This is a genomic window from Micromonospora deserti, assembly GCF_003236335.1.
GTDB lineage: Bacteria > Actinomycetota > Actinomycetes > Mycobacteriales > Micromonosporaceae > Micromonospora > Micromonospora deserti.
Genome location: NZ_POUB01000009.1, coordinates 40,955 through 64,974, shown reverse-complemented (window position 1 = coordinate 64,974; position 24,020 = coordinate 40,955). Strand labels below are relative to the sequence as shown.

The 24,020-nt window shown below is 73.2% G+C and carries 16 protein-coding genes; 13 read left to right on the top strand and 3 right to left on the bottom strand.

Translation table 11 applies throughout. The features are described 5' to 3' along the window. The first annotated feature begins 100 nt into the window (after window positions 1-100). From C1I99_RS02855 to C1I99_RS02795, 13 genes are all read left to right on the top strand, one after another. Window positions 101-1,153, top strand: a complete 1,053-nt coding sequence (locus C1I99_RS02855; protein ID WP_111132592.1) for a substrate-binding domain-containing protein — start codon at window positions 101-103, stop codon at window positions 1,151-1,153. Window positions 1,154-1,206: 53 nt separating this feature from the next. After that, window positions 1,207-2,418 (top strand): Gfo/Idh/MocA family protein, encoded by a 1,212-nt coding sequence (locus tag C1I99_RS02850; protein ID WP_438941377.1) that lies wholly within the window; start codon window positions 1,207-1,209, stop codon window positions 2,416-2,418. Window positions 2,419-3,044: 626 nt separating this feature from the next. Next, the gene (locus tag C1I99_RS02845; protein ID WP_111132590.1) at window positions 3,045-4,205 is read left to right on the top strand and encodes an inositol-3-phosphate synthase; all 1,161 of its coding nucleotides are present in this window, start codon (window positions 3,045-3,047) and stop codon (window positions 4,203-4,205) included. Further along, entirely contained in the window at window positions 4,189-5,127 is a 939-nt protein-coding gene (locus C1I99_RS02840; protein WP_111132589.1) for an SCO3242 family prenyltransferase, read from the top strand. Before C1I99_RS02845 ends, C1I99_RS02840 begins: the two co-directional genes overlap by 17 nt. Then, window positions 5,124-6,056, top strand: coding sequence for a sugar phosphate isomerase/epimerase family protein (locus C1I99_RS02835; protein WP_111132588.1), 933 nt, complete (start codon window positions 5,124-5,126; stop codon window positions 6,054-6,056). Before C1I99_RS02840 ends, C1I99_RS02835 begins: the two co-directional genes overlap by 4 nt. Window positions 6,057-6,086: 30 nt before the next feature. Beyond that, window positions 6,087-6,740, top strand: coding sequence for an EboA domain-containing protein (locus tag C1I99_RS02830; protein WP_111132587.1), 654 nt, complete (start codon window positions 6,087-6,089; stop codon window positions 6,738-6,740). Then, window positions 6,740-7,606, top strand: a complete 867-nt coding sequence (locus C1I99_RS02825) for a TatD family hydrolase (RefSeq protein ID WP_111132586.1) — start codon at window positions 6,740-6,742, stop codon at window positions 7,604-7,606. Before C1I99_RS02830 ends, C1I99_RS02825 begins: the two co-directional genes overlap by 1 nt. Continuing rightward, on the top strand, window positions 7,606-8,811 hold the full coding sequence (gene eboE, locus C1I99_RS02820) for a metabolite traffic protein EboE (RefSeq protein ID WP_111132585.1): 1,206 nt from the start codon (window positions 7,606-7,608) through the stop codon (window positions 8,809-8,811). The genes C1I99_RS02825 and eboE overlap by 1 nt, the downstream gene beginning before the upstream one ends. Further along, the gene (locus C1I99_RS02815) at window positions 8,808-10,196 is read left to right on the top strand and encodes an alkaline phosphatase family protein (protein ID WP_199561905.1); all 1,389 of its coding nucleotides are present in this window, start codon (window positions 8,808-8,810) and stop codon (window positions 10,194-10,196) included. The genes eboE and C1I99_RS02815 overlap by 4 nt, the downstream gene beginning before the upstream one ends. Then, window positions 10,193-11,260, top strand: a complete 1,068-nt coding sequence (locus C1I99_RS02810; RefSeq protein WP_111132584.1) for a polyprenyl synthetase family protein — start codon at window positions 10,193-10,195, stop codon at window positions 11,258-11,260. The genes C1I99_RS02815 and C1I99_RS02810 overlap by 4 nt, the downstream gene beginning before the upstream one ends. A 394-nt stretch (window positions 11,261-11,654) precedes the next feature. After that, a complete protein-coding gene (locus C1I99_RS02805; protein WP_111132583.1) occupies window positions 11,655-14,519 on the top strand; it encodes a PQQ-dependent sugar dehydrogenase in 2,865 nt (954 codons plus the stop codon). Between the two features lie 74 nt (window positions 14,520-14,593). Continuing rightward, window positions 14,594-16,696, top strand: a complete 2,103-nt coding sequence (locus tag C1I99_RS02800; protein WP_111132582.1) for a ThuA domain-containing protein — start codon at window positions 14,594-14,596, stop codon at window positions 16,694-16,696. Between the two features lie 233 nt (window positions 16,697-16,929). Further along, the gene (locus C1I99_RS02795) at window positions 16,930-17,937 is read left to right on the top strand and encodes a sugar phosphate isomerase/epimerase family protein (RefSeq protein WP_111132581.1); all 1,008 of its coding nucleotides are present in this window, start codon (window positions 16,930-16,932) and stop codon (window positions 17,935-17,937) included. Between the two features lie 33 nt (window positions 17,938-17,970). Here C1I99_RS02795 and C1I99_RS02790 read toward each other — a convergent pair whose 3' ends face one another. The 3 genes from C1I99_RS02790 to C1I99_RS02780 form a co-directional block, all read right to left on the bottom strand. Beyond that, on the bottom strand, window positions 17,971-19,155 hold the full coding sequence (locus C1I99_RS02790) for an ROK family transcriptional regulator (RefSeq protein ID WP_199561908.1): 1,185 nt from the start codon (window positions 19,153-19,155) through the stop codon (window positions 17,971-17,973). 111 nt (window positions 19,156-19,266) lie between these two features. Then, window positions 19,267-20,340, bottom strand: a complete 1,074-nt coding sequence (locus tag C1I99_RS02785; RefSeq protein WP_233512281.1) for a sugar phosphate isomerase/epimerase family protein — start codon at window positions 20,338-20,340, stop codon at window positions 19,267-19,269. A gap of 116 nt (window positions 20,341-20,456) precedes the next feature. Next, window positions 20,457-23,783, bottom strand: a complete 3,327-nt coding sequence (locus C1I99_RS02780) for a ThuA domain-containing protein (protein ID WP_111132579.1) — start codon at window positions 23,781-23,783, stop codon at window positions 20,457-20,459. Between the last annotated feature and the right edge of the window lie 237 nt (window positions 23,784-24,020).

Here is a 24,020-nt window from a genome sequence, read left to right as displayed (position 1 = left end):
CCCTCCGCCTGACCCACGCACCACCCGGGCCACCCGAGCTTTCGACGGCGGCCGGACCGCGCACACCCTTTCCGCCACCACCGCGAAACAGGAGGTCGTCATGACCCAGCACAGTCGCGACCTGTCACGCCGCCGACTGCTCTTCGGCGGGGCCGCCGTCGGCGCCGGCGTACTGCTCGCCGGCTGCACCAGCAACGAGCAGCCGACCGAGGCGCAGACCAAAGCGGCGAGCGCCCCCGGCGGCAACAACGAGCCCGGCAAACGGGTGACGGTCGGCTTCTCCGCGCCGGCCGCCGACCACGGCTGGATCGCCGCCATCACCAACAACGCCAAGGCGCAGGCCGCGGCGTACTCCGACGTGGAGTTCAAGACGGTCGAGGCCGGCGCGGACGCCGCGGCCCAGCGCGCGGCGCTGTCCACGCTCATCTCGCAGCGGCCGGACGTGATCGTGCTGCTGCCGCACGACGGCAAGGAGCTCAACGCCTTCGGCCTGGAGGCGATGAAGACCGGCATCCCGGTGGTCAACCTGGACCGGGCCTTCCCCGACGCGCGGGCCTACCGCCTGCAGATCAAGGGCGACAACTACGGCATGGGCGTGGCCGCCGCCACGTACATGGTCGAGCAGTTCAAGGCCAAGGGGATCAGCAACCCGGTCGTCGCCGAGATCGCCGGCATGGACGAACTGGAGCTGACCCAGGAGCGGTCGAAGGGCTTCGCCGACACTCTGACGGCGAATGGCTTCCGGATCGCCAACCGCCGGGCCGCCCGGTTCACCGCCGACTCCGGTCAGCAGGAGGCGTCGCAGCTGCTCCAGGCCCTGCCAAAGATCGACGCGGTCTGGAACCACGACGACGACCAGGGCATCGGCGTGCTGGCCGCGATCAGCCAGGCCAACCGCACCGAGTTCTTCATGGTCGGGGGCGCCGGCTCCAAGAAGGCGATGGAGGACATCCAGGCGGACAACACCGTGCTGAAGGCCACCGTCACGTACAGCCCGTCGATGGCCTCCTCCGCGATCTCCCTGGCCCGGCTGATCGCCCAGGGCCGGGGCATGTCCGATCTGGTGGAACTCCAGGTGCCGAAGGAGATCATCCTCGCCTCGGAGACGATCACCAAGGAGAACGCGAGCAACTACCTGAAGCTCGGGTTCTGACACACGGGGGGAGACCCACCTTGTCCACGACAGACAGACAACTGCGGGTCGGCATGGTCGGCTACGCGTTCATGGGCGCCGCGCACTCGCAGGCGTGGCGCACCGTGAACCGGGTGTACGACCTGCCGGCGCGGGCCCGGATGGCGCTGATCTGCGGCCGGGACGCCGGGAAGGTGGCCGACGCCGCCGACCGGCTCGGCTGGGACGCGTACACCACGGACTGGCGTGAGCTGGTCACCCGCGACGACATCGACGTGGTCGATGTCTGCACGCCGGGCGACAGCCATGCCGAGATCACCCTCGCCGCGCTGGCCGCCGGCAAGCACGTACTGTGCGAGAAGCCGCTGGCCAACACGGTCGCCGAGGCCCGGGCGATGGCCGCCGCGGCGGCCACCGCCGAGGCCGCCGGGGTGCGGTCGATGTGCGGGTTCAACTACCGCCGGGTGCCCGCGGCCACGATGATGCGGCAACTGGTCGCCGACGGGCGGCTCGGGGTGATCCGGCACGTCCGGGCGACGTACCTGCAGGACTGGATCGTGGACCCACAGTTCCCCCTGGTCTGGCGGTTGCAGAAGGACAGGGCGGGATCCGGTGCGCTCGGCGACATCGGCGCGCACATCATCGACCTGACCCAGTACGTCACCGGCCAGCTGATCACCGGGGTCAGCGCGGTCACCGAGACCTTCGTCAAGGAACGGCCGTTGCCGGCCGGGTCGAGTGGCCTGGCCGCCACGGTGGACGGCGCCGAGCCGGCCGACGGGACCGGGTCCGCCGGCGGCCACGGGCCGGCCACCGGGACGGTCACCGTCGACGACGCGGCCGTCTTCGTGGCCCGGCTCGACGGCGGCGCGCTGGCCACGTACGAGGCGAGCCGGTTCGCCACCGGCCGCAAGAACGCTCTCCGGGTGGAGATCAACGGGTCCCTCGGCTCGGTGGTCTTCGACCTGGAACGCCTCAACGAACTGGAGTTCTACGACGCGACGCGGCCCGCCGCCGAGCAGGGCTTCACCCGGATCCTGGTGACCGAGGGCGGGCACCCGTACATGTCCGCCTGGTGGCCGCCCGGCCACATCATCGGCTACGAGCACTCCTTCACCCACCAGATGCGGGACTTCATCGAGGCGGTCGCCACCGGCGCCGACCCGGCTCCCTCCTTCGCCGACGCGTTACAGGTCCAGCTCGTGCTGGACGCGGTGACCCGGTCGGCGGAGCTCGGCTCCTCCTGGACCGAGGTGGAACCGGCGCTGGCCACGGTCGCCGCCTGAGCCACCGGCCCGGCCGGTGCCCACCGGCCGGGCCGGACGTCCCATCCACCCCGCGGTGCCGGCCTCCCGGCCGGCGTCGCCCGACCGGCTTTCCGGGCCGACCGGCGAGGGACCGGCCGCGGTTGCGCCCCGCGGCGGGTACGAGGTCGTCCCCGGAGGGCGTGCGGCCGGGCCCGAACGGCCCGGTGGCGCACGAGCAGGACGGTCGTCCGGTGCGGCCGGACCGGGATTCCCCGGCCGCACCGGAGGACCGCCACACACCCGGCGATCAGGAGGCCCCCGCATGGCACCGTCCGTCTCTCCCGCCACCGTCACCGCCCACCCCCGGTGGCCCGGAGTACTGCGCGTCTGAGGACGTCCGGCCGGGGCGCGCTGCCGTCCCGACCGGCGGATGCGGGGGAGGCAGGGCCGAGACGCCGACCGACCCTGCCTGCCAGCCCCGTCCGCACCCGCACCGGGACCGGTCCGGCGTCGGCGCCGCCGACGTCGACGCCGTCCGGTGTGCTCCACCCCGGGGCGGGCGGCGGACGGGGCCCATCCGTACAGATCCATATCTTTCCGAACAAACCTGTGATATCCATGTAATTCAATGCACTGCCGGTCGTCGTGATCGGGAAGGAGCGACCATGCGCACGGGTGTCTGGCTGGTGGGGGCGCGCGGATCGGTCGCGACCACCAGCATCGTCGGGGCCCTCGCCCTCCGGGCCGGGCTGGCCGGGCCGACCGGCTGCGTCACCGAACTGCCGGAGCTGCGCGGTCCCGCCCTGCCAGCCTTCACCGATCTGGTCTTCGGCGGGCACGACGTGGTCAGCACGCCACTGGCCAAGCGCGCCGAGGCGCTGGCCGCCGCCGGGGTGCTGCCCGGCCGGCTGGTCGCCGCCCTCCCCGAGGAGCTGGCCGCGGTGGAACACGAGCTGCGTCCGGCCCCCACCGCCGGCACCCAGGCCGACCGGGCCGCCGCCATCGTCCGCGACCTCTCCGACTTCCGGCACCGCCACGGCCTGGACCGGGTGGTGGTGGTCAACGTCTCGGCCACGGAGCCGGCCGCCCGGCCACACCCGGCCCACGCCGATCCGGCCGCGCTGCACGCCGCGCTCGCCGGGCCGGACGAGGTGCTGCCGCCCAGCTCGCTCTACGCGTACGCCGCGGTGACGGCGGGCTGCCCGTACGTCGACTTCACCCCGTCAACCGGATTGCGGCTGCCGGCGCTGGGCGCGTTGGCCGCCGAGCGCGGCCTGCCGTACGCCGGGCACGACGGCAAGACCGGGGAGACCCTGGTCAAGTCGGTGCTCGCCCCGATGTTCGCGATGCGCCACCTGGCGGTGCGCTCCTGGTCCGGGGTCAACCTGCTCGGCGGCGGTGACGGCGCCACCCTCGCCGACCCGGCCGCGAACGCGGCGAAGGTCGAGAGCAAGCAACGGGTGCTCGGCGAGACCCTCGGCTACGAGCCGCAGGGCGGCACCCGGATCGAGTACGTCGAGGAGCTCGGCGACTTCAAGACCGCGTGGGACCTGGTCACCTTCGCCGGCTTCCTGGGCACCAGGATGCGGATGGAGTTCACCTGGCACGGCTGCGACTCGGCGCTGGCCGCGCCGCTGGTGCTCGACCTGGCCCGGCTCACCGCCGCCGCGCACGCCGCCGGACTGGCCGGCCCGCTGGCCGACCTGGCCTTCTTCTTCAAGGACCCGCTCGGCGCGCCCACCCACTCGCTGGCCGAGCAGTGGCAGCGGCTGCGCGAGTTCACCCGCCGGCTGCACTCGGGAGGTGGCCATGCCGACCGCGGCTGATCTCGCCGAACTGGTCCGGGCGCCGGCCGCCCTCTCGGTGCCGGGGGACGTCGTCGCCGGGGCGGCGGCGGCCGGGGTGCTCGACCGGCGTACCCCCGCCCTGGCCGGCGCGTCGGTGTTGCTCTACTGGGCCGGCATGGCGGCCAACGACTGGGCCGACCGCGGGCTGGACGCCGTCGAACGCCCGGAGCGGCCGATTCCGAGCGGCCGGGTCCGCCCCGGCACCGCGCTCGGTCTCGCCGCCGGGCTTACCGCCGCCGGGGTCGGGCTGGCCGCCGCCGCCGGGGGCCGGCGGGCCGCGGCCGTCGCCGTCCCGCTCGCCGCCGCCGTCTGGGGCTACGACCTGGCGGCGAAGAACACCGCCGCCGGGCCGGCCGTGATGGCCGCCTGCCGTGGCCTGGACGTGCTGCTCGGCGCGGCCGGCGGGCGGGTGCTGCGGGCGCTGCCGGCGGCGCTCACCGTGGCCGCGCACACGTGGACGGTCACCGCGCTCTCCCGCCGCGAGGTCACCGGCGCCGACCCGGCGCTGCCGCTGGGTACCCTCGCCGGCACCGCCCTGGTCGCGGCCAGCGCCGCCACCGCCCGGGCTCGCACCGGCCGGCGCTGCGCCGCCGGGTCCCGCACCATCGGGGGCGACGCCGTGGACCTGCCCGTCGCCGCCCGCCGCCGGAACACCGTCGCCGGCGCCCTGCCGGTGGCGTTGGCCGGGTGGTACGCCGCCCGCTACGGGGCGGCCCAGGCCCGGGTGGTGGCCGAGCCGTCCGCCGGGCGGGTGCGGGCCGCCGTCGGCGCCGGGATCACCGGGCTGCCCGCGTTGCAGGGCGCGCTGACCGCGCGCGCCGGCGCCGGGCTGCTCGGGCTGGCGGTCGCGGCGGCGGCGCCGGTGGGCCGCCGGCTCGCCCGGATGGTTTCCCCGACATGACCGCCCCAGGTCGCCGCGCGGTCGAATCCGGCGTGCCGCCCGCACCCGACCCGACGGCCGGGTCCCGCCCCACCGGGCTGCGGTTCGGCTACGGCACCAACGGGTTCGCGAACCACCGGCTCGACGACGCGCTCGCGGTCATCGCCGATCTCGGCTACGCCGGCGTCGCGCTCACCCTGGACCACGACCACCTCGACCCGTTCGCGCCGGGACTGGCCCGGCGGGTGGCCGCCGTGGCCCGCCGGCTGTCGGCGCTCGGCCTCGGGGTGGTCGTCGAGACGGGCGCGCGCTACCTGCTCGACCCGTGGCACAAGCACGCCCCGACGTTGCTGCACGACGACCCGGCGCGACGGGTCGAGTTCCTGCACCGGGCCGTGCGGATCGGCGCCGACCTCGGCGCGGAGGCGGTCTCCTGCTGGGCGGGGGTACGCCCCGACCAGGTCCCGCCGGCGATCGCCTGGGACCGACTGGTGGCCGGCTGCGCCGTGGTGGTCGACGCCGCCGAGGCGGCGGGCGTGCCGTTGGGGTTCGAGCCGGAGCCGGGGATGCTGGTGGAGGACATCGCCGGCTGGCGCCGGCTGCGCGCCGTGCTCGGTGACCCGGCCGGCTTCGGCATCACCCTCGACATCGGGCACTGCCGCTGCCTGGAGCCGCGACCGGTCCCCGAGTGCGTGCGCGAGGTGGCCGCCCACCTGGTCAACGTGCAGATCGACGATATGCGCCGGGGCGTGCACGAGCACCTGGAGTTCGGCGCCGGCGAGATCGACTTCCCGCCGGTGCTGGCGGCCCTCGCCGACGCCGGCTACCGGGGCCTGGTCGCCGTCGAGCTACCCCGGCACTCGCACGCCGCTCCGACCATCGCCGCCCGCTCGATCGACTTCCTGCGCCACGCGGCGAAGGAGGCAGAGCCAGGGGAGCGGCACCGGTAGCTGCGGACCAGCACGAGGGAGGAGATGTCGATGACACCGGACCAGCTCCGGGCGGCCCTGCGGGGCGTACCCGATCCCGACTGGCTGGCGGCGGCGCTGCACCAGGTGGCGGCGGAGCCGGCGACGATCGAGCGGTTCTTCCCGGCCGCCGGCCGGCGCTGCGGCCGCCACGAGCTGCCCGACCTGCCCGGGTGGACCGCCGACGAGGCCGCCCGGGCGCTGCTGCTGACCGCGCTGCCCACCGACCACGCCCGGTACGCCGAGGCCCTCTACCGACACGGCGACGCCGCCGAGCGGCGGGCGGTGCTGAAGGCGTTGCCGCTGCTGCCGGTCGGCGCCGCCGGGGTGCCGCTGCTGCACGACGCGATCCGCACCAACGACACCCGGCTGGTCGCCGCCGCCCTCGGCCCGTACGCCCGGCACCTCGCCCCGGCGGCGTGGCGGCAGGCCGTGCTCAAGTGCGTCTTCACCGGCGTGCCGCTGGCCGTGGTGGCCGACCTCGACGCCCGGGCCGACGGCGAGCTGGCCGCGATGCTCGCCGCGCTCGCCGCCGAGCGGCAGGCCGCCGGCCGCACCCTGCCGGCCGACGCCACCGACCTGCTCGACCGGCTCAGCGCCGACCGGGCCAGCACCGCCGCCGGCCGGGCCGGCGGATCAGACCGGCTCAGCACCAGGGAGGCGTGATGCGCATCTTCGACCCGCACATCCACATGACCTCGCGGACCACCGACGACTACGAGCGGATGGCCGCGGCCGGCGTCCGGGCGGTGGTGGAACCGGCGTTCTGGCTGGGCCAACCCCGCACCAACCCCGGCTCGTTCGCCGACTACTTCGACTCGTTGGTCGGCTGGGAGCCGTTCCGGGCCGGCCAGTTCGGGGTGCGGCACCACGCCACCGTGGCGCTGAACCCGAAGGAGGCCAACGACCCGCGCTGCCGCCCGGTGCTCGACCTGCTTCCGCGCTATTTGGACAAGGACACCGTGGTGGCGGTCGGCGAGATCGGGTACGACTCGATGACCCCGGAGGAGGACGAGGCGTTCGCCGCCCAGCTCGCCCTGGCCGTCGCGCACGACCTGCCGGCACTGGTACACACCCCGCACCGGGACAAGGCCCGGGGCGTGGAGCGCAGCCTCGCGGTGGTCGCCGAGTCCGGCATCGAGCCGGGCCGGGTGGTGCTCGACCACCTCAACGAGGTGACCGTGAAGCTGGCCCGGGACACCGGCTGCTGGCTCGGCTTCTCGATCTACCCCGACACGAAGATGTCGCCGCCGCGGATGGTGGAGATCCTGCGCGAGCACGGCACCGAGCGGATGCTGGTCAACTCGGCGGCCGACTGGGGACGCTCCGACCCGCTGCTGACCCGGGCCACCGGGGAGGCGATGCTGGTCGCCGGGTTCACCGAGGACGACGTCGACCGGGTGCTGTGGCGCAACCCGGTGGAGTTCTACGGCCAGTCCGGGCGGCTCGACCTGACCGACCTGGACCTCGCCGGCGTGGACCGGCCGAGGGACACCTTCGCCGGCAACTCCATCCTGCGCGGGGGTAGCTGATGCGGCTGCGGCACGCCGGCGGCACCACCGTCCACCTCGGCTACTGCACCAACGTGCACCCGGCCGAGGACCTCGCCGGCATCCTCACCCAGTTGGACACCTACGCCGTGCCCGTCCGCGCGGCCCTCGGCGGCGACCTGCTCGGCCTCGGGCTCTGGCTGGCCGCGCCGGTCGCGGCCGAACTCGCCGCCGACCCCGGGGCCCGTCGGCGGCTGCGCGCCGAGCTGACCGCCCGAGGGCTGGAGGTGGTGACGCTCAACGGCTTCCCGTACGCGGCGTTCCAGGCCCCCGTGGTCAAGGGCGACGTGTATCACCCGGACTGGACCACCGGACGGCGGCTCGCGTACACCCTCGACCTGGCCCGGGTGCTGGCCGACCTGCTGCCGGACGACGCCGCCCGCGGCTCGGTCTCCACCCTGCCGCTGGCCTGGCGGCAGCCCTGGGACGCCGGCCGCGCGGCGGGAGCCCGCCGCCGGCTGGACCAGCTCGCGGCCGGGCTCGCCGCCGTCGAGCGGGATACCGGCCGGCGGATCAGGGTCGGCTTCGAGCCGGAACCGGGCTGTGTGGTGGAGAGCACCGCACAGGCCGCGATGCTGTCCGGTATGGACACCGAGCGGCTCGGGGTCTGTCTCGACCTGGCGCACCTCGCCTGCGCCTGGGAGGAACCGGCGGAGGCGTTGGGCCGGCTGCGCGCCGCCGGCCTGCCGGTGGTGAAGGTGCAGGTCTCCGCCGCCGTCGAGGCCGCCGACCCGGCCGGCTCCGCCGACGCGCTGCGCCGGTGGGTGGAGCCGCGCTTCCTGCACCAGACCCGCGCCGCCGGCTGCGCGAGCGCGCCGGACCCGGCCGACCCGGCGCACGCCGCCGACGACCTGGACGCCGCACTGGACGCCCGGCTGCCCGGGCCGTGGCGGGTGCACTACCACGTGCCGCTGCACGCCCCGCCGGAACCACCGCTGGACTCGACCCTGCCGGTGCTGCGCGCCGCCCTCGCCGCGCTCTATTCCGGCCCGGAGGCCGGCTGCGACCACCTCGACGTCGAGACGTACACCTGGGGGGTGCTGCCGGCGGCGCGGCGACCGCGTTCCGCCGGGGAGCTGGCCACCGGGATCGCCGCCGAGCTGGCCTTCGCCCGCGACGAGCTGGTCGCGCTCGGCCTGGCGCCGGCGGACCGCCCCACCCCGGCCCGGGCGGAGGTACGGCGATGAGCCGGCGACTCGTGGTGCTGGACGTGGTCGGGCTGACCCCACGGCTGCTGGCGCACATGCCCCGGCTGCGCGCGGTGGCCGACGCCGGATTCTCCGCCGAGCTCGGCACGGTGCTGCCCGCGGTGACCTGCTCGGTGCAGTCCACCTTCCTCACCGGAGCGCTCCCCGCCGGGCACGGCATCGTCGGCAACGGGTGGTACTTCCGGGACCTCGGCGAGGTGCTGCTCTGGCGGCAGCACAACGCCCTGGTCGGCGGCGAGAAGCTCTGGCAGGCGGCCCGCCGCGCCGAGCCCGGCTGGACGGTGGCCAACGTCTGCTGGTGGTACGCGATGGGCGCGGACGTGAACTGGACGGTCACCCCCCGGCCGGTCTACCACGCCGACGGGCGCAAGGAACCGGACTGCTACACCGACCCGCCGGAGCTGCACGACGCGCTCACCGACCGGCTGGGCACCTTCCCGCTGTTCACCTACTGGGGGCCGGGCGCCGGGATGCCCTCGTCGCGGTGGATCTGCCGGGCCGCCGAGCAGATCCTCGCCGAGCAGTCGCCCGACCTGACCCTGGTCTACGTCCCGCACCTGGACTACGACCTGCAACGCTTTGGTGCCTCCTCGCCCCGGGCCGCCGCGGCGGCGGCCGAACTGGACGGGGTGCTCGGCCCGCTGCTGGACGCCGCCCGGGCCCGGGACGCGACTGTGGTGGTGCTCTCGGAGTACGGCATCACCGACGTGTCCCGGCCGGTCGACGTCAACCGGCTGCTGCGCGCCGAAGGGTTGCTGCGGGTGCACACCCAGGCCGGGATGGAGTACCTCGACCCGTGGACGTCCCGGGCGTTCGCGGTCGCCGACCACCAGGTCGCGCACGTCTACGTCCGGGACCCGGCGGACGTGCCGGCGGTGGCGAAGCTCTGTGCCGGGCTGCCCGGGGTGGCCGAGGTGCTCGACGCCGACGGCAAGGCCGCGCACGGGCTGGACCACCCGCGCGCCGGCGAGCTGGTGCTGGTGGCCGAGCCGGACGCCTGGTTCACCTACTACTACTGGCTCGACGACGCCCGCGCGCCGGACTTCGCCCGCCTGGTCGAGATCCACCGCAAACCCGGCTACGACCCGGCGGAGCTGTTCTTCGATCCGGCCGCCCCAGGCGCGGCCAAGCGTCGGGCCGCGGTGGCGCTGGCCCGCAAGAAGCTCGGGATGCGCTACCTGATGAGCGTGGTCGGGCTGGACGCCGGGGCCCGGGCGGTGCGCGGCTCGCACGGGCGGCTGCCGGCCGACCCGGCGGACGGTCCGGTGCTGCTCTGCTCCGACCCGACCGCGGCCCGGAGCCGGGTCGCGGCGACCGAGGTGAAGGGCCTGCTGCTGGAGCTGGCCGGGCTGGAGGCGCGATGACCGTGACCGTCGCGCCGACCGACACGGCCGGGCTGCGTGCCCGGTTCGACGCCGAACTGGCGGCCTTCCTCGACCGGCAGGGCCCGGAGTGGCCGGACGGGGCGCCCCGCGGGGTCTTCACCGCCCTGCACCGGTTCGTGCTGGCCGGCGGGAAGCGGCTGCGCCCGCTCTTCTGCTACTGGGGCTGGCGCGGCGCCGGCGGCCCGGACGGTGCCCCGATCGTGGTCGCCGCAGCCGCGCTGGAGCTGTTCCACGCGTTCGCGCTGATCCACGACGACATCCTCGACGGCAGCGACCGCCGCCGGGGCGAGCCATCGGTGCACCGGCTCTTCGCCGACCTGCACACCCGCTCGTCCTGGCGGGGCGACCCGGAGGCGTACGGGCGCAACACCGCGCTGCTCTGCGGGGACCTCTGCGCCGCCTGGTCGGACCAGATGTTCCACGAGTGCGGGCTCAGCACCGAGCAGGTGCACCGGGGGTACGGGGTCTTCGCGCTGATGCGTACCGAGGTGATCGCGGGGGAGTACCTGGACCTGGTCTCCGGGGTGGGCGACGGCTCGGTGGCCAGCGCGCTGACCGTGATCCGGATGAAGGCGGCCCGCTACACGGTGACCCGGCCGTTGCAGATCGGGGCGGCGCTGGCCGGGGCGGAGCCGGAGCTGTCCGCCGCGCTGGCCGAGTTCGGTGACCCGCTGGGGGACGCGTTCCAGCTCCGCGACGACGTGCTCGGGGTGTTCGGCGACCCGGCGGTGACTGGCAAGTCGGTCCTGGACGACCTGCGCGAGGGCAAGCCGACGGTGATGATGGCGTTGGCCCGCGACGCCGCCGACCGGGCGCAGACCGTCCGGCTGCGCGAGCTGTTCGGCAACGCGGCGCTCGACGCCGACGGCGCCGCCGAGCTGCGGAAGATCATCGAGAGTACCGGCGCGCGGGAGAAGATCGAGCAGATGATCCGGGTACGCGCCGATGCCGCGCTGACCGCCCTGGCGGACGCCCCGTTGGACCGGGAGACGCGCGCCGCCCTCACCGGGCTCGCCGCCCAGGTGGTCGACCGCCGCCTCTGACCGGCCCGCGTGGTGGCCCCGTCCCGCGCTCCGCTGTCGGTCCGGGCGCGGCGGGCCGGGGTCGGTGTGACAGGAGCGGCGTGCCCGGCGTCGGTGTGACCGGCGGGCTTTTGGCGGGATGGACAAAAGTCCACGATGGATCGGCAGAAGGTATGGACACATCGATGTCAGCCGTTTAATGTCGTGGCCATCACACAGCTGTTTCGTCGAGGTGAACCGGCGGCGCGGGAACCCATCGACTGGTGGCCTCCGAGCACGTGGCACGCCAACCCTCGGTGGTCACGGCCGGCCGGGCACGGCACCCGGCGGGCCGATCGCATCCCCGCTACGGCATCCGGCGCGACGGCGCGCGCCCCGCCCTGGCAGTCACACGTCAGGAAGGGACAGCACAACGATGTCCACCACGGACAGCTTCATCCGCACACCCCGACGATGGTTCTCCGCCGGCTCGGCACTGCTCCTGGTCGCCGCCGGCACGGTCGCCCTCGGCGCCGGCCCGACCGCACTCGGCGGCCCGGCGCCGGCCCAGGCCCACCCCATCACCGCCACCGACTTCCAGCAGGTCACCCTCGCCAAGGGCGTGGCCGAGGTCGGCGAGCCGATGACCATCGCGGTGCTGCCGGACCGGTCGGTCCTGCACACCGCCCGCAACGGCACGGTCCGCCGCACCGACTCCGCCGGCACCACCGCCGTGATCGGCACGCTCCCCGTCTACACCCACGACGAGGAGGGCCTGCAAGGCATCGGGGTGGACCCGAACTTCGCCAGCAACCGGCACATCTACCTCTACTACGCGCCGCCGCTGTCCACCCCCACCGGCGACGCCCCGGCGACCGGCAGCGACTTCTCCGCCTGGCAGGGGGTCAACCGGCTCTCCCGGTTCACCCTGAACGCCGACTTCACCATCAACACCGGCAGTAAGGCCGACATCCTCGACGTGCCGGCCGACCGGGGCATGTGCTGCCACGTCGGCGGCGACATCGACTTCGACGCCGCCGGCAACCTCTACCTCTCCACCGGCGACGACACCAACCCGTTCGACTCCTTCGGCTACGCGCCCATCGACGAGCGCACCAACCGCAACCCGGCGTACGACGCGCAACGATCGGCGGCCAACACCAACGACCTGCGCGGCAAGATCCTGCGGATCAAGGTCAACGCGGACGGGTCGTACTCGGTCCCGGCGGGCAACATGTTCGTCGACTCCGACCCGCGGACCCGGCCCGAGATCTACGCGATGGGCTTCCGCAACCCGTTCCGGATGAGCGTCGACAAGGCCACCGGCATCGTCTACGTCGGCGACTACGGGCCGGACGCCGGCTTCACCACCAGCCGGGGCCCGAGCGGGCAGGTCGAGTTCAACCGGGTCACCGGGCCGGGCAACTACGGCTGGCCGTACTGCACCGGCACGAACACCACCACCGAGACGTACGCGGAGTGGGACTTCGCCACCGGCACCGCCGGGCCGAAGTTCAGCTGCGCCGGCGGGCCGGCCAACAACTCGTTCCGCAACACCGGCCTGCCCACCCTCCCGGCGGCGAAGCCGGCCTGGATCCGGTACGCCGGCGACGCCGGCAGCCCGCCCGAGTTCGGCGGCGGCTCCGAGTCGCCGATGGCCGGCCCGGTCTACCGCTACCAGGCGTCGTCGACCTCCACCACGAAGTTCCCGCAGTCCTTCGACGGGCAGTTCTTCGCCGGCGAACTGGGGCGCGGCTGGGTCAAGCCGATCCACCTCAACGCCGACGGCTCACCGGGCACCATCGACACCTTCCCGTGGAACGGCAAACAGGTCATGGACATGGCGTTCGGGCCCGACGGCGCGCTCTACGTGCTCGACTACGGCACCGGGTACTTCAACGGCGACGCCAACTCCGCGCTCTACCGCTACGACTACACCGCCGGCGGCAACCGCGCGCCGACCGCGGTCGCCACGGCCGACAGGACCTCCGGCACCGCACCGTTGACCGTGAACTTCTCCTCGGCCGGGTCGTCGGACCCGGAGGGCGGCGCGCTGACGTACTCGTGGGACTTCGGCGACGGCACCAGCTCGACCGCGGCCAACCCGAGCAAGACCTACACCGCCAACGGCAGCTACCCGGTCACGCTGACCGTCCGCGACCCGCAGGGCGCCACCGGCACCGCCAACGTCCGGATCGGGGTCGGCAACACCGCCCCGACGGTCACCATCACCAGCCCCGCCCACGGCCAGCTGTTCAGCTACGGCGACACCGTGCCGTTCAGCATCAGCGTCACCGACCCGGAGGACGGCGCGGTCGACTGCACCAAGGTCAAGATGACCTACGTGCTGGGCCACGACAGCCACGGCCACCAGATCACCTCGACGACCGGCTGCTCCGGCTCGATCACCATCCCGGTCGACGGCGAGCACGACGACGCGGCGAACATCTTCGCCGTCTTCGACGCCGAGTACACCGACGCCGGCGGCCTGACCACACACCAGCAGCACATCCTCCAGCCCAGGAAGCGGCAGGCGGAACACTTCACGACCTCCGCCGGCATCGCCACCTTCGACAAGGCGACGGCCGAGGGCGGCCGGACCGTCGGCAACATCAACAACGGGGACTGGATCGCGTTCGAGCCGTACCGGCTCACCGACGTGACGTCGTTCAGCGCCCGGGTCTCCTCGGCCGGCTCCGGCGGCACCCTCCAGGTGCGGGCCGGCTCGGCGACCGGCACCGTGCTCGGCTCCGCCACCGTCCCGGTCACCGGCGCGTGGGACGCCTTCACCACGGTCACCGGCAGCGTCAGCAACCCGCCGGCGGGCACCACCACGCTCTACCTGACCTTCGCCGGGTCCGGCATCGGCGCCCTCTACGACGTGGACTCGTTCACCTTCAACCCCGATCCCGTCAGCGGCGGCGCCGGGCCGATCGTGGGGCTCGGCGGGAAGTGTCTGGATGTGCGCAACGCCGGCACCGGCGACGGCACCCAGATCCAGATCTACACCTGCAACGGCTCGGCGGCGCAGACCTGGTCGGTGACGCCGAACTCGACGGTCCGGGCGTTGGGCAAGTGTCTGGACGTCTCCGCTGGTGGTTCGGCGGACGGTACGAAGATCCAGTTGTGGACGTGTAACGGCACGGGGGCGCAGAACTGGTCTGCGCAGGCCGACGGGACCGTGCGGAACCCGCAGTCGGGCAAGTGCCTGGACGTGTCGGGCAACAACTCGGCCGACGGTACGGCGGTGCACCTGTGGACCTGCCACAGCGGCGCCAACCAGAAGTGGACCCTGCCCTGAGTCGAGCGGAGGGGCCGGTCCCGGCGTACCGTCGGTGACGGCGGTCCCTCCCGACCTCCCTGAGGAGAAGCCACATGCGCAGTTTCCTGCGACCCGCACTCGGCGTGGCCACCGCCGCCCTCGCCGTCCTCGCCTGCACCAGCCAGGCCGCTCCCGTCAGCGCCGCCGACGCCGCCTACGACGTGCTGGTCTTCTCGAAGACCGCCGGCTTCCGGCACGACTCCATCGCGGCCGGCACCCAGGCCATCCGCGACCTGGGCGCGGCGAACAACTTCACCGTCACCGCTACCGAGGACGCCGCCGCGTTCACCACCGGCAACCTCGCCCAGTACGAGGCGGTGGTCTTCCTCAACACCACCGGTGACGTGCTCAACGCCAGCCAGCAGAGCGTCTTCGAGTCGTACATCGGCTCCGGCGGCGGCTTCGTCGGCGTGCACGCAGCCGCCGACACCGAGTACGGCTGGTCCTTCTACGGCAACCTGGTCGGGGCGTACTTCGCCTCGCACCCGCACATCCAGCAGGCCACCGTCAGGGTGGAGAACCGGGCGCACGCCGCCACCGCGCACCTGCCGCAGACCTGGACCCGCACCGACGAGTGGTACAACTACCAGACCAACGCCCGCTCCACCGCCCGGGTGCTGGCCACCCTCGACGAGTCGTCCTACTCCGGCGGCTCGATGGGCGCCGACCACCCGCACTCCTGGTGCAAGACCTACAACGGCGGCCGGGCCTTCTACACCGGCGGTGGGCACACCCAGGCGTCGTACGCCGAGCCGGCGTTCCGGGCCCACCTGCTCGGCGGCATCCGGTACGCGGCCGGCCGCGCCAAGGCCGACTGCCGGCCGGAGACCGGCTACACCACCCTCTACAACGGCTCCACCAGCGGCTGGTCCCAGGCCGGGCCGGGCAGCTTCAGCAACGCCGACGCCACCCTCACCTCGGTCGGCGGGATGGGGCTCTACTGGTACAGCGGGAAGCAGTTCACCGACTACTCGCTGAAGCTGGACTGGCGGCTCGCCGGGGACGACAACTCCGGGGTCTTCATCGGCTTCCCACCGTCGAGCGACCCGTGGTCGGCGGTGAACAACGGGTACGAGATCCAGATCGACGCCACCGACGCGGCGGACCGCACCACCGGCGCGGTCTACACCTTCAAGTCCGCCGACATCGCCGCCCGGGACGCGGCGCTCAACCCGCCCGGCGAGTGGAACACCTACGAGCTGCTGGTCGAGGGGGAGCGCCTCCAGGTGTTCCTGAACGGGGTGAAGATCAACGACTTCACCAACACCGACCCGGCCCGCTCGCTCGCCGGCCACATCGGCATCCAGAACCACGGCACCGGCGACGACGCGTCGTTCCGCAACATCCGGATCAAGGAGTTGGGCACCCCGCCGCCGACCGGGAACACCACCGTCCAGGCCGAGGCGTTCAGCGCGGCCAGCGGGGTCACCCCGTTCACCAAGACCGGCGCGAACGGCGGCCAGACCCTCGGCTACATCGACCCGGGTGACTGGGCCGCCTACCAGGGGGTCGACCTGACCGGGGTCACCTCGTTCCGGGCGCGGATCGTCTCCGGCGGCCCGGGTGGCACCATCCAGGTGCGTACCGGCTCCACCACCGGCACCGTGCTCGGCTCGGTGGCGGTGCCGAACACCGGCAGCTGGACCAGCTTCGCCGACGTCACCACCGCCCTCGCGGGCGTCCCGTCTGGCCCGCAGACCCTCTACCTGACCTTCACCGGTTCGGGCTCCGGGCTGTTCGACGTGGACGACTTCACCCTGATGAAGGGGAGCGGCGGCGCCGGGCCGATCGTGGGGCTCGGCGGGAAGTGTCTGGATGTGCGCAACGCCGGCACCGGCGACGGCACCCAGATCCAGATCTACACCTGCAACGGCTCGGCGGCGCAGACCTGGTCGGTGACGCCGAACTCGACGGTCCGGGCGTTGGGCAAGTGTCTGGACGTCTCCGCTGGTGGTTCGGCGGACGGTACGAAGATCCAGTTGTGGACGTGTAACGGCACGGGGGCGCAGAACTGGTCTGCGCAGGCCGACGGGACCGTGCGGAACCCGCAGTCGGGCAAGTGCCTGGACGTGTCGGGCAACAACTCGGCCGACGGTACGGCGGTGCACCTGTGGACCTGCCACAGCGGCGCCAACCAGAAGTGGACCCTGCCCTGACGGTCGGATCGTCGCGGGGACCGGCCCTTCCGTGCCGGTCCCCGCGGCCCTAGAGTGAGGACGGCGACCGTGCAGGTGGCCGGTGACCCGGCGGGAGGCGCAACCCGTCGGGCCCAGGCGCGTACTCCGCGCCCACCGGTCCGCGTGCCCGGTCCGCCGGCGCACCGGCCCGCCCCGGTCACCCTCGCCCCGGTCCCGCACAGGAATCCCCATCACCACAGGGGAGAAGGACAATGGCGCGACCCATCACGCTCTTCACCGGCCAGTGGGCCGATCTTCCGTTCGACGAGGTCTGCCGGCTCGCCTCCGAGTGGGGCTACGACGGGCTGGAGGTCGCCTGCTGGGGCGACCACTTCGAGGTCGACAAGGCCCTCGCGGACGCCTCGTACGTCGACCGGAAGCGGGACACGCTGGCCAAGCACAACCTCCAGGTGTTCGCGATCTCCAATCACCTGGTCGGCCAGGCCGTCTGCGACCACCCCATCGACGAGCGGCACCAGGGCATCCTGCCGGCGCGGATTTGGGGCGACGGCGAGCCCGAGGGGGTACGCCGACGGGCCGCCGAGGAGCTGAAGGACACCGCCCGGGCGGCGGCGAAGCTCGGGGTGACGACCGTGGTCGGCTTCACCGGCTCGTCCATCTGGCACACCCTGGCGATGTTCCCGCCGGTGCCGCCGGCGATGATTGAGCGCGGCTACCAGGACTTCGCCGACCGGTGGAACCCGATCCTCGACGTCTTCGACGAGGTGGGGGTGCGCTTCGCGCACGAGGTGCACCCGAGCGAGATCGCCTACGACTACTGGACGACGAAGCGGGCGCTGGAGGCGGTCGGGCACCGGCCCGCGTTCGGGCTGAACTGGGACCCGTCCCACTTCGTGTGGCAGGAGTTGGACCCGGTGAACTTCATCTTCGACTTCGCCGACCGGATCTACCACGTCGACTGCAAGGACGCGAAGGTACGCACCGGTGACGGCCGGCGCGGCCGGCTCGCCTCGCACCTGCCCTGGGCGGACATGCGGCGCGGCTGGGACTTCGTCTCCACCGGCCACGGCGACGTGCCCTGGGAGGACTGCTTCCGGGCGCTGAACGCGGTCGGCTACGACGGGCCGATCTCGATCGAATGGGAGGACGCCGGGATGGACCGCCTGGTCGGCGCGCCCGAGGCGCTCCAGTTCGTCCGCCGGCTCGCCTTCGACGCCCCCGCGGCGGCCTTCGACGCCGCCTTCAGCAGCAAGGACTGACCGCCTGCCGACCGGGGAGCCTCGGCTCCCCGGTCAGTCCGGCGCGAAGACCCGGTCGCTGATCAGCCGGGCCGCGCCGACCACCGCCGCCCGGTCGCCCAGGTCGGACAGGACGATCGGCATCGTGCCGGTGGCCTGCGGGGCCGACCGGCGGTACACCACCGCCCGGACCTCGGCGAGCAGCGTGTGCCCGAGACCGTCCGGCGCCCCGCCGATGATCACGATGCCGGGGTTGACGAAGCTCACCAGCCCGACCAGCGCCTGGCCCAGGCGGCGACCGCCGTCCCGGACCGCCGCCTGGATCACCGGGTCGCCGGCGGCCGCCGCGGCGGCCACGTCGGCCACGGTCAGCGCGCCGGCCGCGGCCAGCCGTTCGGCCAGCGCCGGCGAGCGGCCCGAGCGGGCGGCGGCGAGCGCCACGCGGACCAGCCCGCTGTCGCCGCAGTAGGCCTCCAGGCACCCCACCTCGCCGCAGCCGCAGGTCGGGCCGTCGTCGCCGAGCCGCAGGTGGGCGATGTCGCCGGCGCTGCTGGTGGCGCCCCGATGCAGGTCACCGCCGAGCACCAGGCCGCAGCCGATCGCGGTGCCGAGCTTGACGTACAGGAAGTCGTCGAAGGTACGGCCGATCCCGGCGTGCTGCTCGCCGAGCGCCCTCACGTTGGCGTCGTTGTCGACCAGCGTCGGGCAGCCCAGCTCGGCGCCGACCGTGTCGCGCACCGGGAACCCCTGCCAGCCGGGCACCGCCGCGGGCGCGGCCGGGGCGCCGCCGCCGACGGCGACCGGCCCGGGCAGGCCGACGCCGGCCCCGGCGAGCTGGGCCAGGCCCAGCTCGGCCCGGAGCTTCCCGACGAGTTCTACGGCCCGGCCGACCACCGGCTCCGGACCGAGCCGGAGGTCGCTGGGCTCCCGGATCTCGGCCAGCACGCCCAGCTCGCCGTCGGTGACGCTGACGCAGATCTGCTCCGTACCGATGACGATGCCGGCGAAGCGGACGGTGCTGGCCACCCGCAGCAGGGAGGAGCGGCGCCCGCCGCGGGAGGCGGCCGGGCCGGCGGTCTCGACCAGCCCCAGCTCGACGAGACGCTCCACCTCCGCGGCCAGCCGCGACCTCGACAGCCCCACCGCGTCGCCCAGCTCGACCCGGGACCGGGAGCCGTCGTCGCGGAGCAGCCGGAGCAGCCGGGCCTGGTGCCGGTTCTCCGGCCGGACGGGGATCATCTGCACCACCTCCGGCCCGGAGTCTTCCACCTCCGTGTTACCACCCTGTGGCGCGAGGGGCCGGGCCCGGTGAAACCCGGACCCGGCCCTCGCCTCGACACCTCGGGTCCGTCAGCCCCGCAGACCCGACATGTGCTGGTAGCTGACCTGGGCGTACCGCAGGGAACGGCCCGGGTCGGCGGCGCCGCCGGGCGCGTTGTCCTGCTCCCACATCGGGTTGTGGTAGCCCTTGGCGCCCATGTTGGCGAAGAAGTTGCCGTAGTCGATGTCGCCCTGGCCGAGCGGCACCATGTCGTAGCCGGCGCTGTTGGCCGGGTTGAACGCGCCGTCCTTGGCGTGGAACAGCGGGAACCGGATCGGCTGGGCCGCCACGACGGCCAGCGGGTCGAAGATGCTGGTCCGCGTCACCCCGTCCGGGTCGGTGTAGGTCCGGAAGCGGTGCTGAGCCACGTGCGCCCAGTAGATGTCCATCTCGAACCAGACGTACTCCGGGTTGGTGTTGGCGATGAAGTACTCCAGCTTCCGGACGCCGGAGGACCGGGTCGGCCGGCCCAGCGCGTCCAGCGGGCCGCTGTCGAGCAGGAAGTTGTACGCCGCGTCGTGGTTGTGCGTGTACAGCTTCAGGCCCCGGGCGGCGGCCAGCTCGCCGAGGGTGTTCCAGCGCTCCGCGGCGGTGTCCCAGTCGGCCTTGTAGTTGCTGCCGGTCGGGTCGCTGCCGGTACCGACGTGCGACATGCCCAGCGTCTCGGCGATGTCGAGCTGCTGCTCGAACGCCGCCAGGGTGGTCGGGTTGATGGTGCTCGGGATGGAGGCGTGGGCGCCGTTGGCACGCAGGCCGTTGTCGTCCAGGATCTTGCGAAGCTCGGCGGCGGTGATCTGCCGACCCAGGATCGAGGTGTGCTGGTTGTAGCCGGCGAACTCGACCTCCCGGTAGCCGATTTCGGCGAGCCGGGCGAGCACCCGCTCGAAGCCGTACGGCACCCCGCTGGTGTCGGGGACGGCGCTGATGCGGTCCCGGACGCTGTAGAGGATGATCCCGCGCTTGCCGGTGGGGACGAGTAGGCCGTTGCCGTTGGCGGCGGCGGCCGGGGCCCAGCCGGTGGCGCCCACGGCGGCCGCGCCGGCGACGCCGGCGAGGGCGCCGAGCATCCGGCGACGGCTCATCCCGTGCTGACTGTCATTCATCTGCTGCTGCCTTTCTCGGTGCTGGAGTGGGCCCGGTGCCGGGGTCGCCGGTGGTGACCCCGGCGCGCGGAGTGGATTGGGGCCGGGCCACCACCGGCGGCCCGGCCCCGGCGGCGTCACGGCGTGACGCCGATGCCCCGGCCGGTGAACCCGACCCAGTTGAGGTTGCCGAAACCGCCGGCCGGGCCGCCGGGGACGGTGGTGAAGACGAGGTAGAGCCGGTGCGTGCCGCCCGGGTCGGTGATCGGCACGGTGGTGCTGGTGAAGGCGTTGTTCCCGGTGGTCGCGTTGACCGTGGCGGTGGCCAGCACCGGCCCGGTCGGCGAGTCGAGCCGGAACTCGACGCCGAAGCGCGGCTGCCCGGCGGTCGCGGCGCTGCCGCCGGAGGTACGCAGCGTGACCGATTCCATGTCGTGCAGGTTGACCGTGTTGTTGATCGCGATCCAGTCGCCCGGGTCCAGGCTGCCCCGTTGTTGCCCGCCACCGGTGTCGGCGCTGGCGCCGACGGTGGTCCCGGACTCGTCCCGGGCGAACTCCACCTGCTGCCGCTTGTCCTGGATGATCTGCTGGTCGACCGTGGTCAACGCGGGCTGCCCGTTGGCCCCGCCGTCGGTGTAGGACGCGCTGACCACGCCGTAGATGTAGCCGCCGTGGGCGGCGTCGTCGGCCAGCGTGGGCAGCACGCCCGAGCAGCCGAACTGGTTGGCCTCGCCGTGCCCGTGCTCGTCGTGGCCGAGGACGAAGGTCACCTCGACCTTGGCGCAGTCGACCGGCCCGTCCTCCGGGTCGGTGACCGTCACCGACCACGGGATGCCGTCACCCCAGCTGAAGAAGCCGCCTTCCAGCGGGGTGTTCACGGTCACCGTGGGCGCGGTGTTGCCGACCGTGATGGTGGTGTTCGCCGACGAGGACTTGCCGCTGGAGTCGGTCACCGTCAGCCGTGCGGTGTAGACCCCGTTGGCGGTGTAGGTGTGCCTCGGGTTCGGGTCGACCGAGTCGGTGGTGCCGTTGCCGTCGAGGTCCCAGGCGAAGGAGATGGAGTCGGCGGGGTCCGGGTCCGTGGAGCCCTCGCTGGAAAAGGCGACGGTCAGCGGCGCCGTCCCGTTGGTCGGGGTCGCCGTCAGCACGGCGTTCGGTGCCCGCAGGCCCTTGACGTAGCTGAACCTGAGCATCGCCGCGTCCGGGTTGATGTTGAAGAACCCGTCGCCGTACGTCAGCAGGTAGAAGTTGCCGTCGGCGCCCCACTTCATGTCCATCGGGTTGTCGCAGAGGAACGGCTTGGCCGCCGTGGTCGGGCCCGCCCCGCAGTTCAACACGTTGTTGATCTTCAGGATGTCGCCCTGGCCGTCGAGCCGGATCTCCTTGAGGGTGTCGCGGGTGAACTCACCGAAGAAGATCGCGCCGTCGAAGTACGCGGGGAACTTCGTCTCCGACCTCAGCTCCGGGTCGAAGTCGTACCTCGCCGCGCCGTGCGGCCCGACACCGCCGGTGCCGAGTTCCGGGAAGAGTACCGGGCAGGTCCGCGTCGGTGTCGACAGATAGGACTCCGGGCACGGGGTGGGCGCGTTGAACGAGTACCACAGCTCCGACTTCTCCACCGCCGGTAGGTCGGTCAGGCCGGTGTTGTGCCGCGAGGTGTTGCGCGGCGCCGCGCAGTCGAACGGCGCGACCGGGGAGATCGGGCTGGTGGTCCAGTTCATCTCGATGTACGGCAGGTCCGGCTGCACGCACATCGGCCAGCCGTAGTTCGCCGGCTTGTCGACCACCATCATCCGACCGGTGCCGGCCGGGCCCCGCCCCACAACCGGGTCGCGGGAGTCCGGGGAGTAGTCGGTGACATAGGCGACGTCGTTGGCGTCGAGGGTGATCCGGAACGGGTTCCGGAAGCCCATCGCGTAGATCTCCGGCCGGGTCTTGTCGCCCGGGTCCTGCGCCTCGGGGAACATGTTCCCCTCCGGCACGGTGTAGCTGCCGTCCGGCTGCACAGTGACGCGCAGGATCTTGCCCCGCAGGTCGTTGGTGTTGGCGGAGCTGCGCCGGGCGTCCACGAAAGGCGCCTGGTACACGCCGGTGGCGCTCACCGAGTCGTTGTGCGGCGAGAAGCCGCCGGAGCCGCCGCCACCGGCGGGGGTGTCGTCGCCGGTGACCAGCCAGAGGTTGTTCTTCGAGTCGAAGGCGATGTCGCCGGCCACGTGGCAGCAGGCGCCCCGGTCCACCGGCACCTGCAGGATCTTCTGCTCGGTGGCCAGGTCGAGCGAGGGTGTGTCACCGTCGACGAACCTGAACCGGGACAGCTGGAAGTAGCCCTTCCACCGGTCCCACGCCGCCGGGTCGGTGCTGGTGGTCGGCGCGCCTCCGGCGGGGGTGTCCAGCGGGGGCGCGTAGAAGAGGTAGACCCAGCGGTTGGTGGCGAAGTCGTTGTCGATCGCCGGGCCGTACATCCCGTCCTCGCTGTGCGTGTAGACCGGGATCTGGGCCAGCACCGTGGTCTCGTTGCCTTCCGGGTCGTGCAGCCGGACGCCGCCACGGCGGTCGGTCTGGATGACCCGGCCGTCGGGGAGCACGTCGAAGCCGATCGGCTCGTTGACGTTGGGTTGCGCCCCGATCACCGTCATCTGGTAGTTGGCCAGCACGGTGGCGCCGCAGTCGCCGTCGGTCACGCCGGCGGCCCACTGGATCGCCCCGCCGAGGTGCGCGCGCAGGTCCGTGCTGCCGTAGCTTTCCGGGGTGGCGCCGAGCCCGGTGTAGAACGACCGGCCGCCCTGGTAGTCCTTGCACCAGGTGATCGGGTGGTCGATGCCCATCGTGCCACCGGCGTACGTCTTCTCGTCCACGGTGGCCAGGACGTGCGAGACGCCCCGGACGTTGGTGGTGAAGTTGTACCACCGGTCGGTGTGCGTCCAGCGCTCCGGCAGCGACGCGGAGGCCGGGTGCACCCGGTCGGCGACGGTGACGGCTGCCGGGCCCGCCGGCGCGGCAGCGCCCGTCGCCCGGGCGCCGAGCACGTTGTCCAGGAAGGACCAGCCGGGCTCGGCCTCGATCGCGGAGTGCACGCCGACGAACCCGCCGCCGTCGCGGTAGTACCGCTCGAAGGCGGCCTGCTGGCCGTCGGTGAGCACGTCGCCGGCGGTGTTGAGGAAGACCACCGCGCGGAACTGCTTGAGGTGCGACTCGTCGAACTTGCGCGGGTCGCCGGTCACCTCGACGGTGAACCGGCGGTCGTTGCCGAGCTGCCGGATCGCGGCGACCCCGGCGGCGGTGGCGGCGGTGCCGCCGGCGGAGCCGGTGAACACCAGCACCTTGTACTGGATGCCATTGCTGGTCGGTGCCGGCGCGGCGAGTGCCGGCGCCGGTTGCTGCTGGGCGGTCGCGACGAGCGTCGCGCCGACGAGGGTGAGGAGACTGAGGTAGGTGGCGGCCCTTCGGCCGATCGGTCTGCGCATCGAACCTCGCTCTGGTCGGGCGGGTCCGCCTCAGCGCTGGGAGAACGCTGAGGAGGTCGCGGGGGAGTACCAAGAGCCTGGCCAGGTTCTACGCAGGACGATATTTGCGCTCGGGACTAAAGAGAAGAGGTCCAGGGCGGAAGTTTCCAACGGATCGTGCGAACTTTCGCTTCATACCGGCGAAAGTGGCGACGGCCGGACGGTGGAGGCGCCTGACGTGCCCAGACGCGAGCGAGC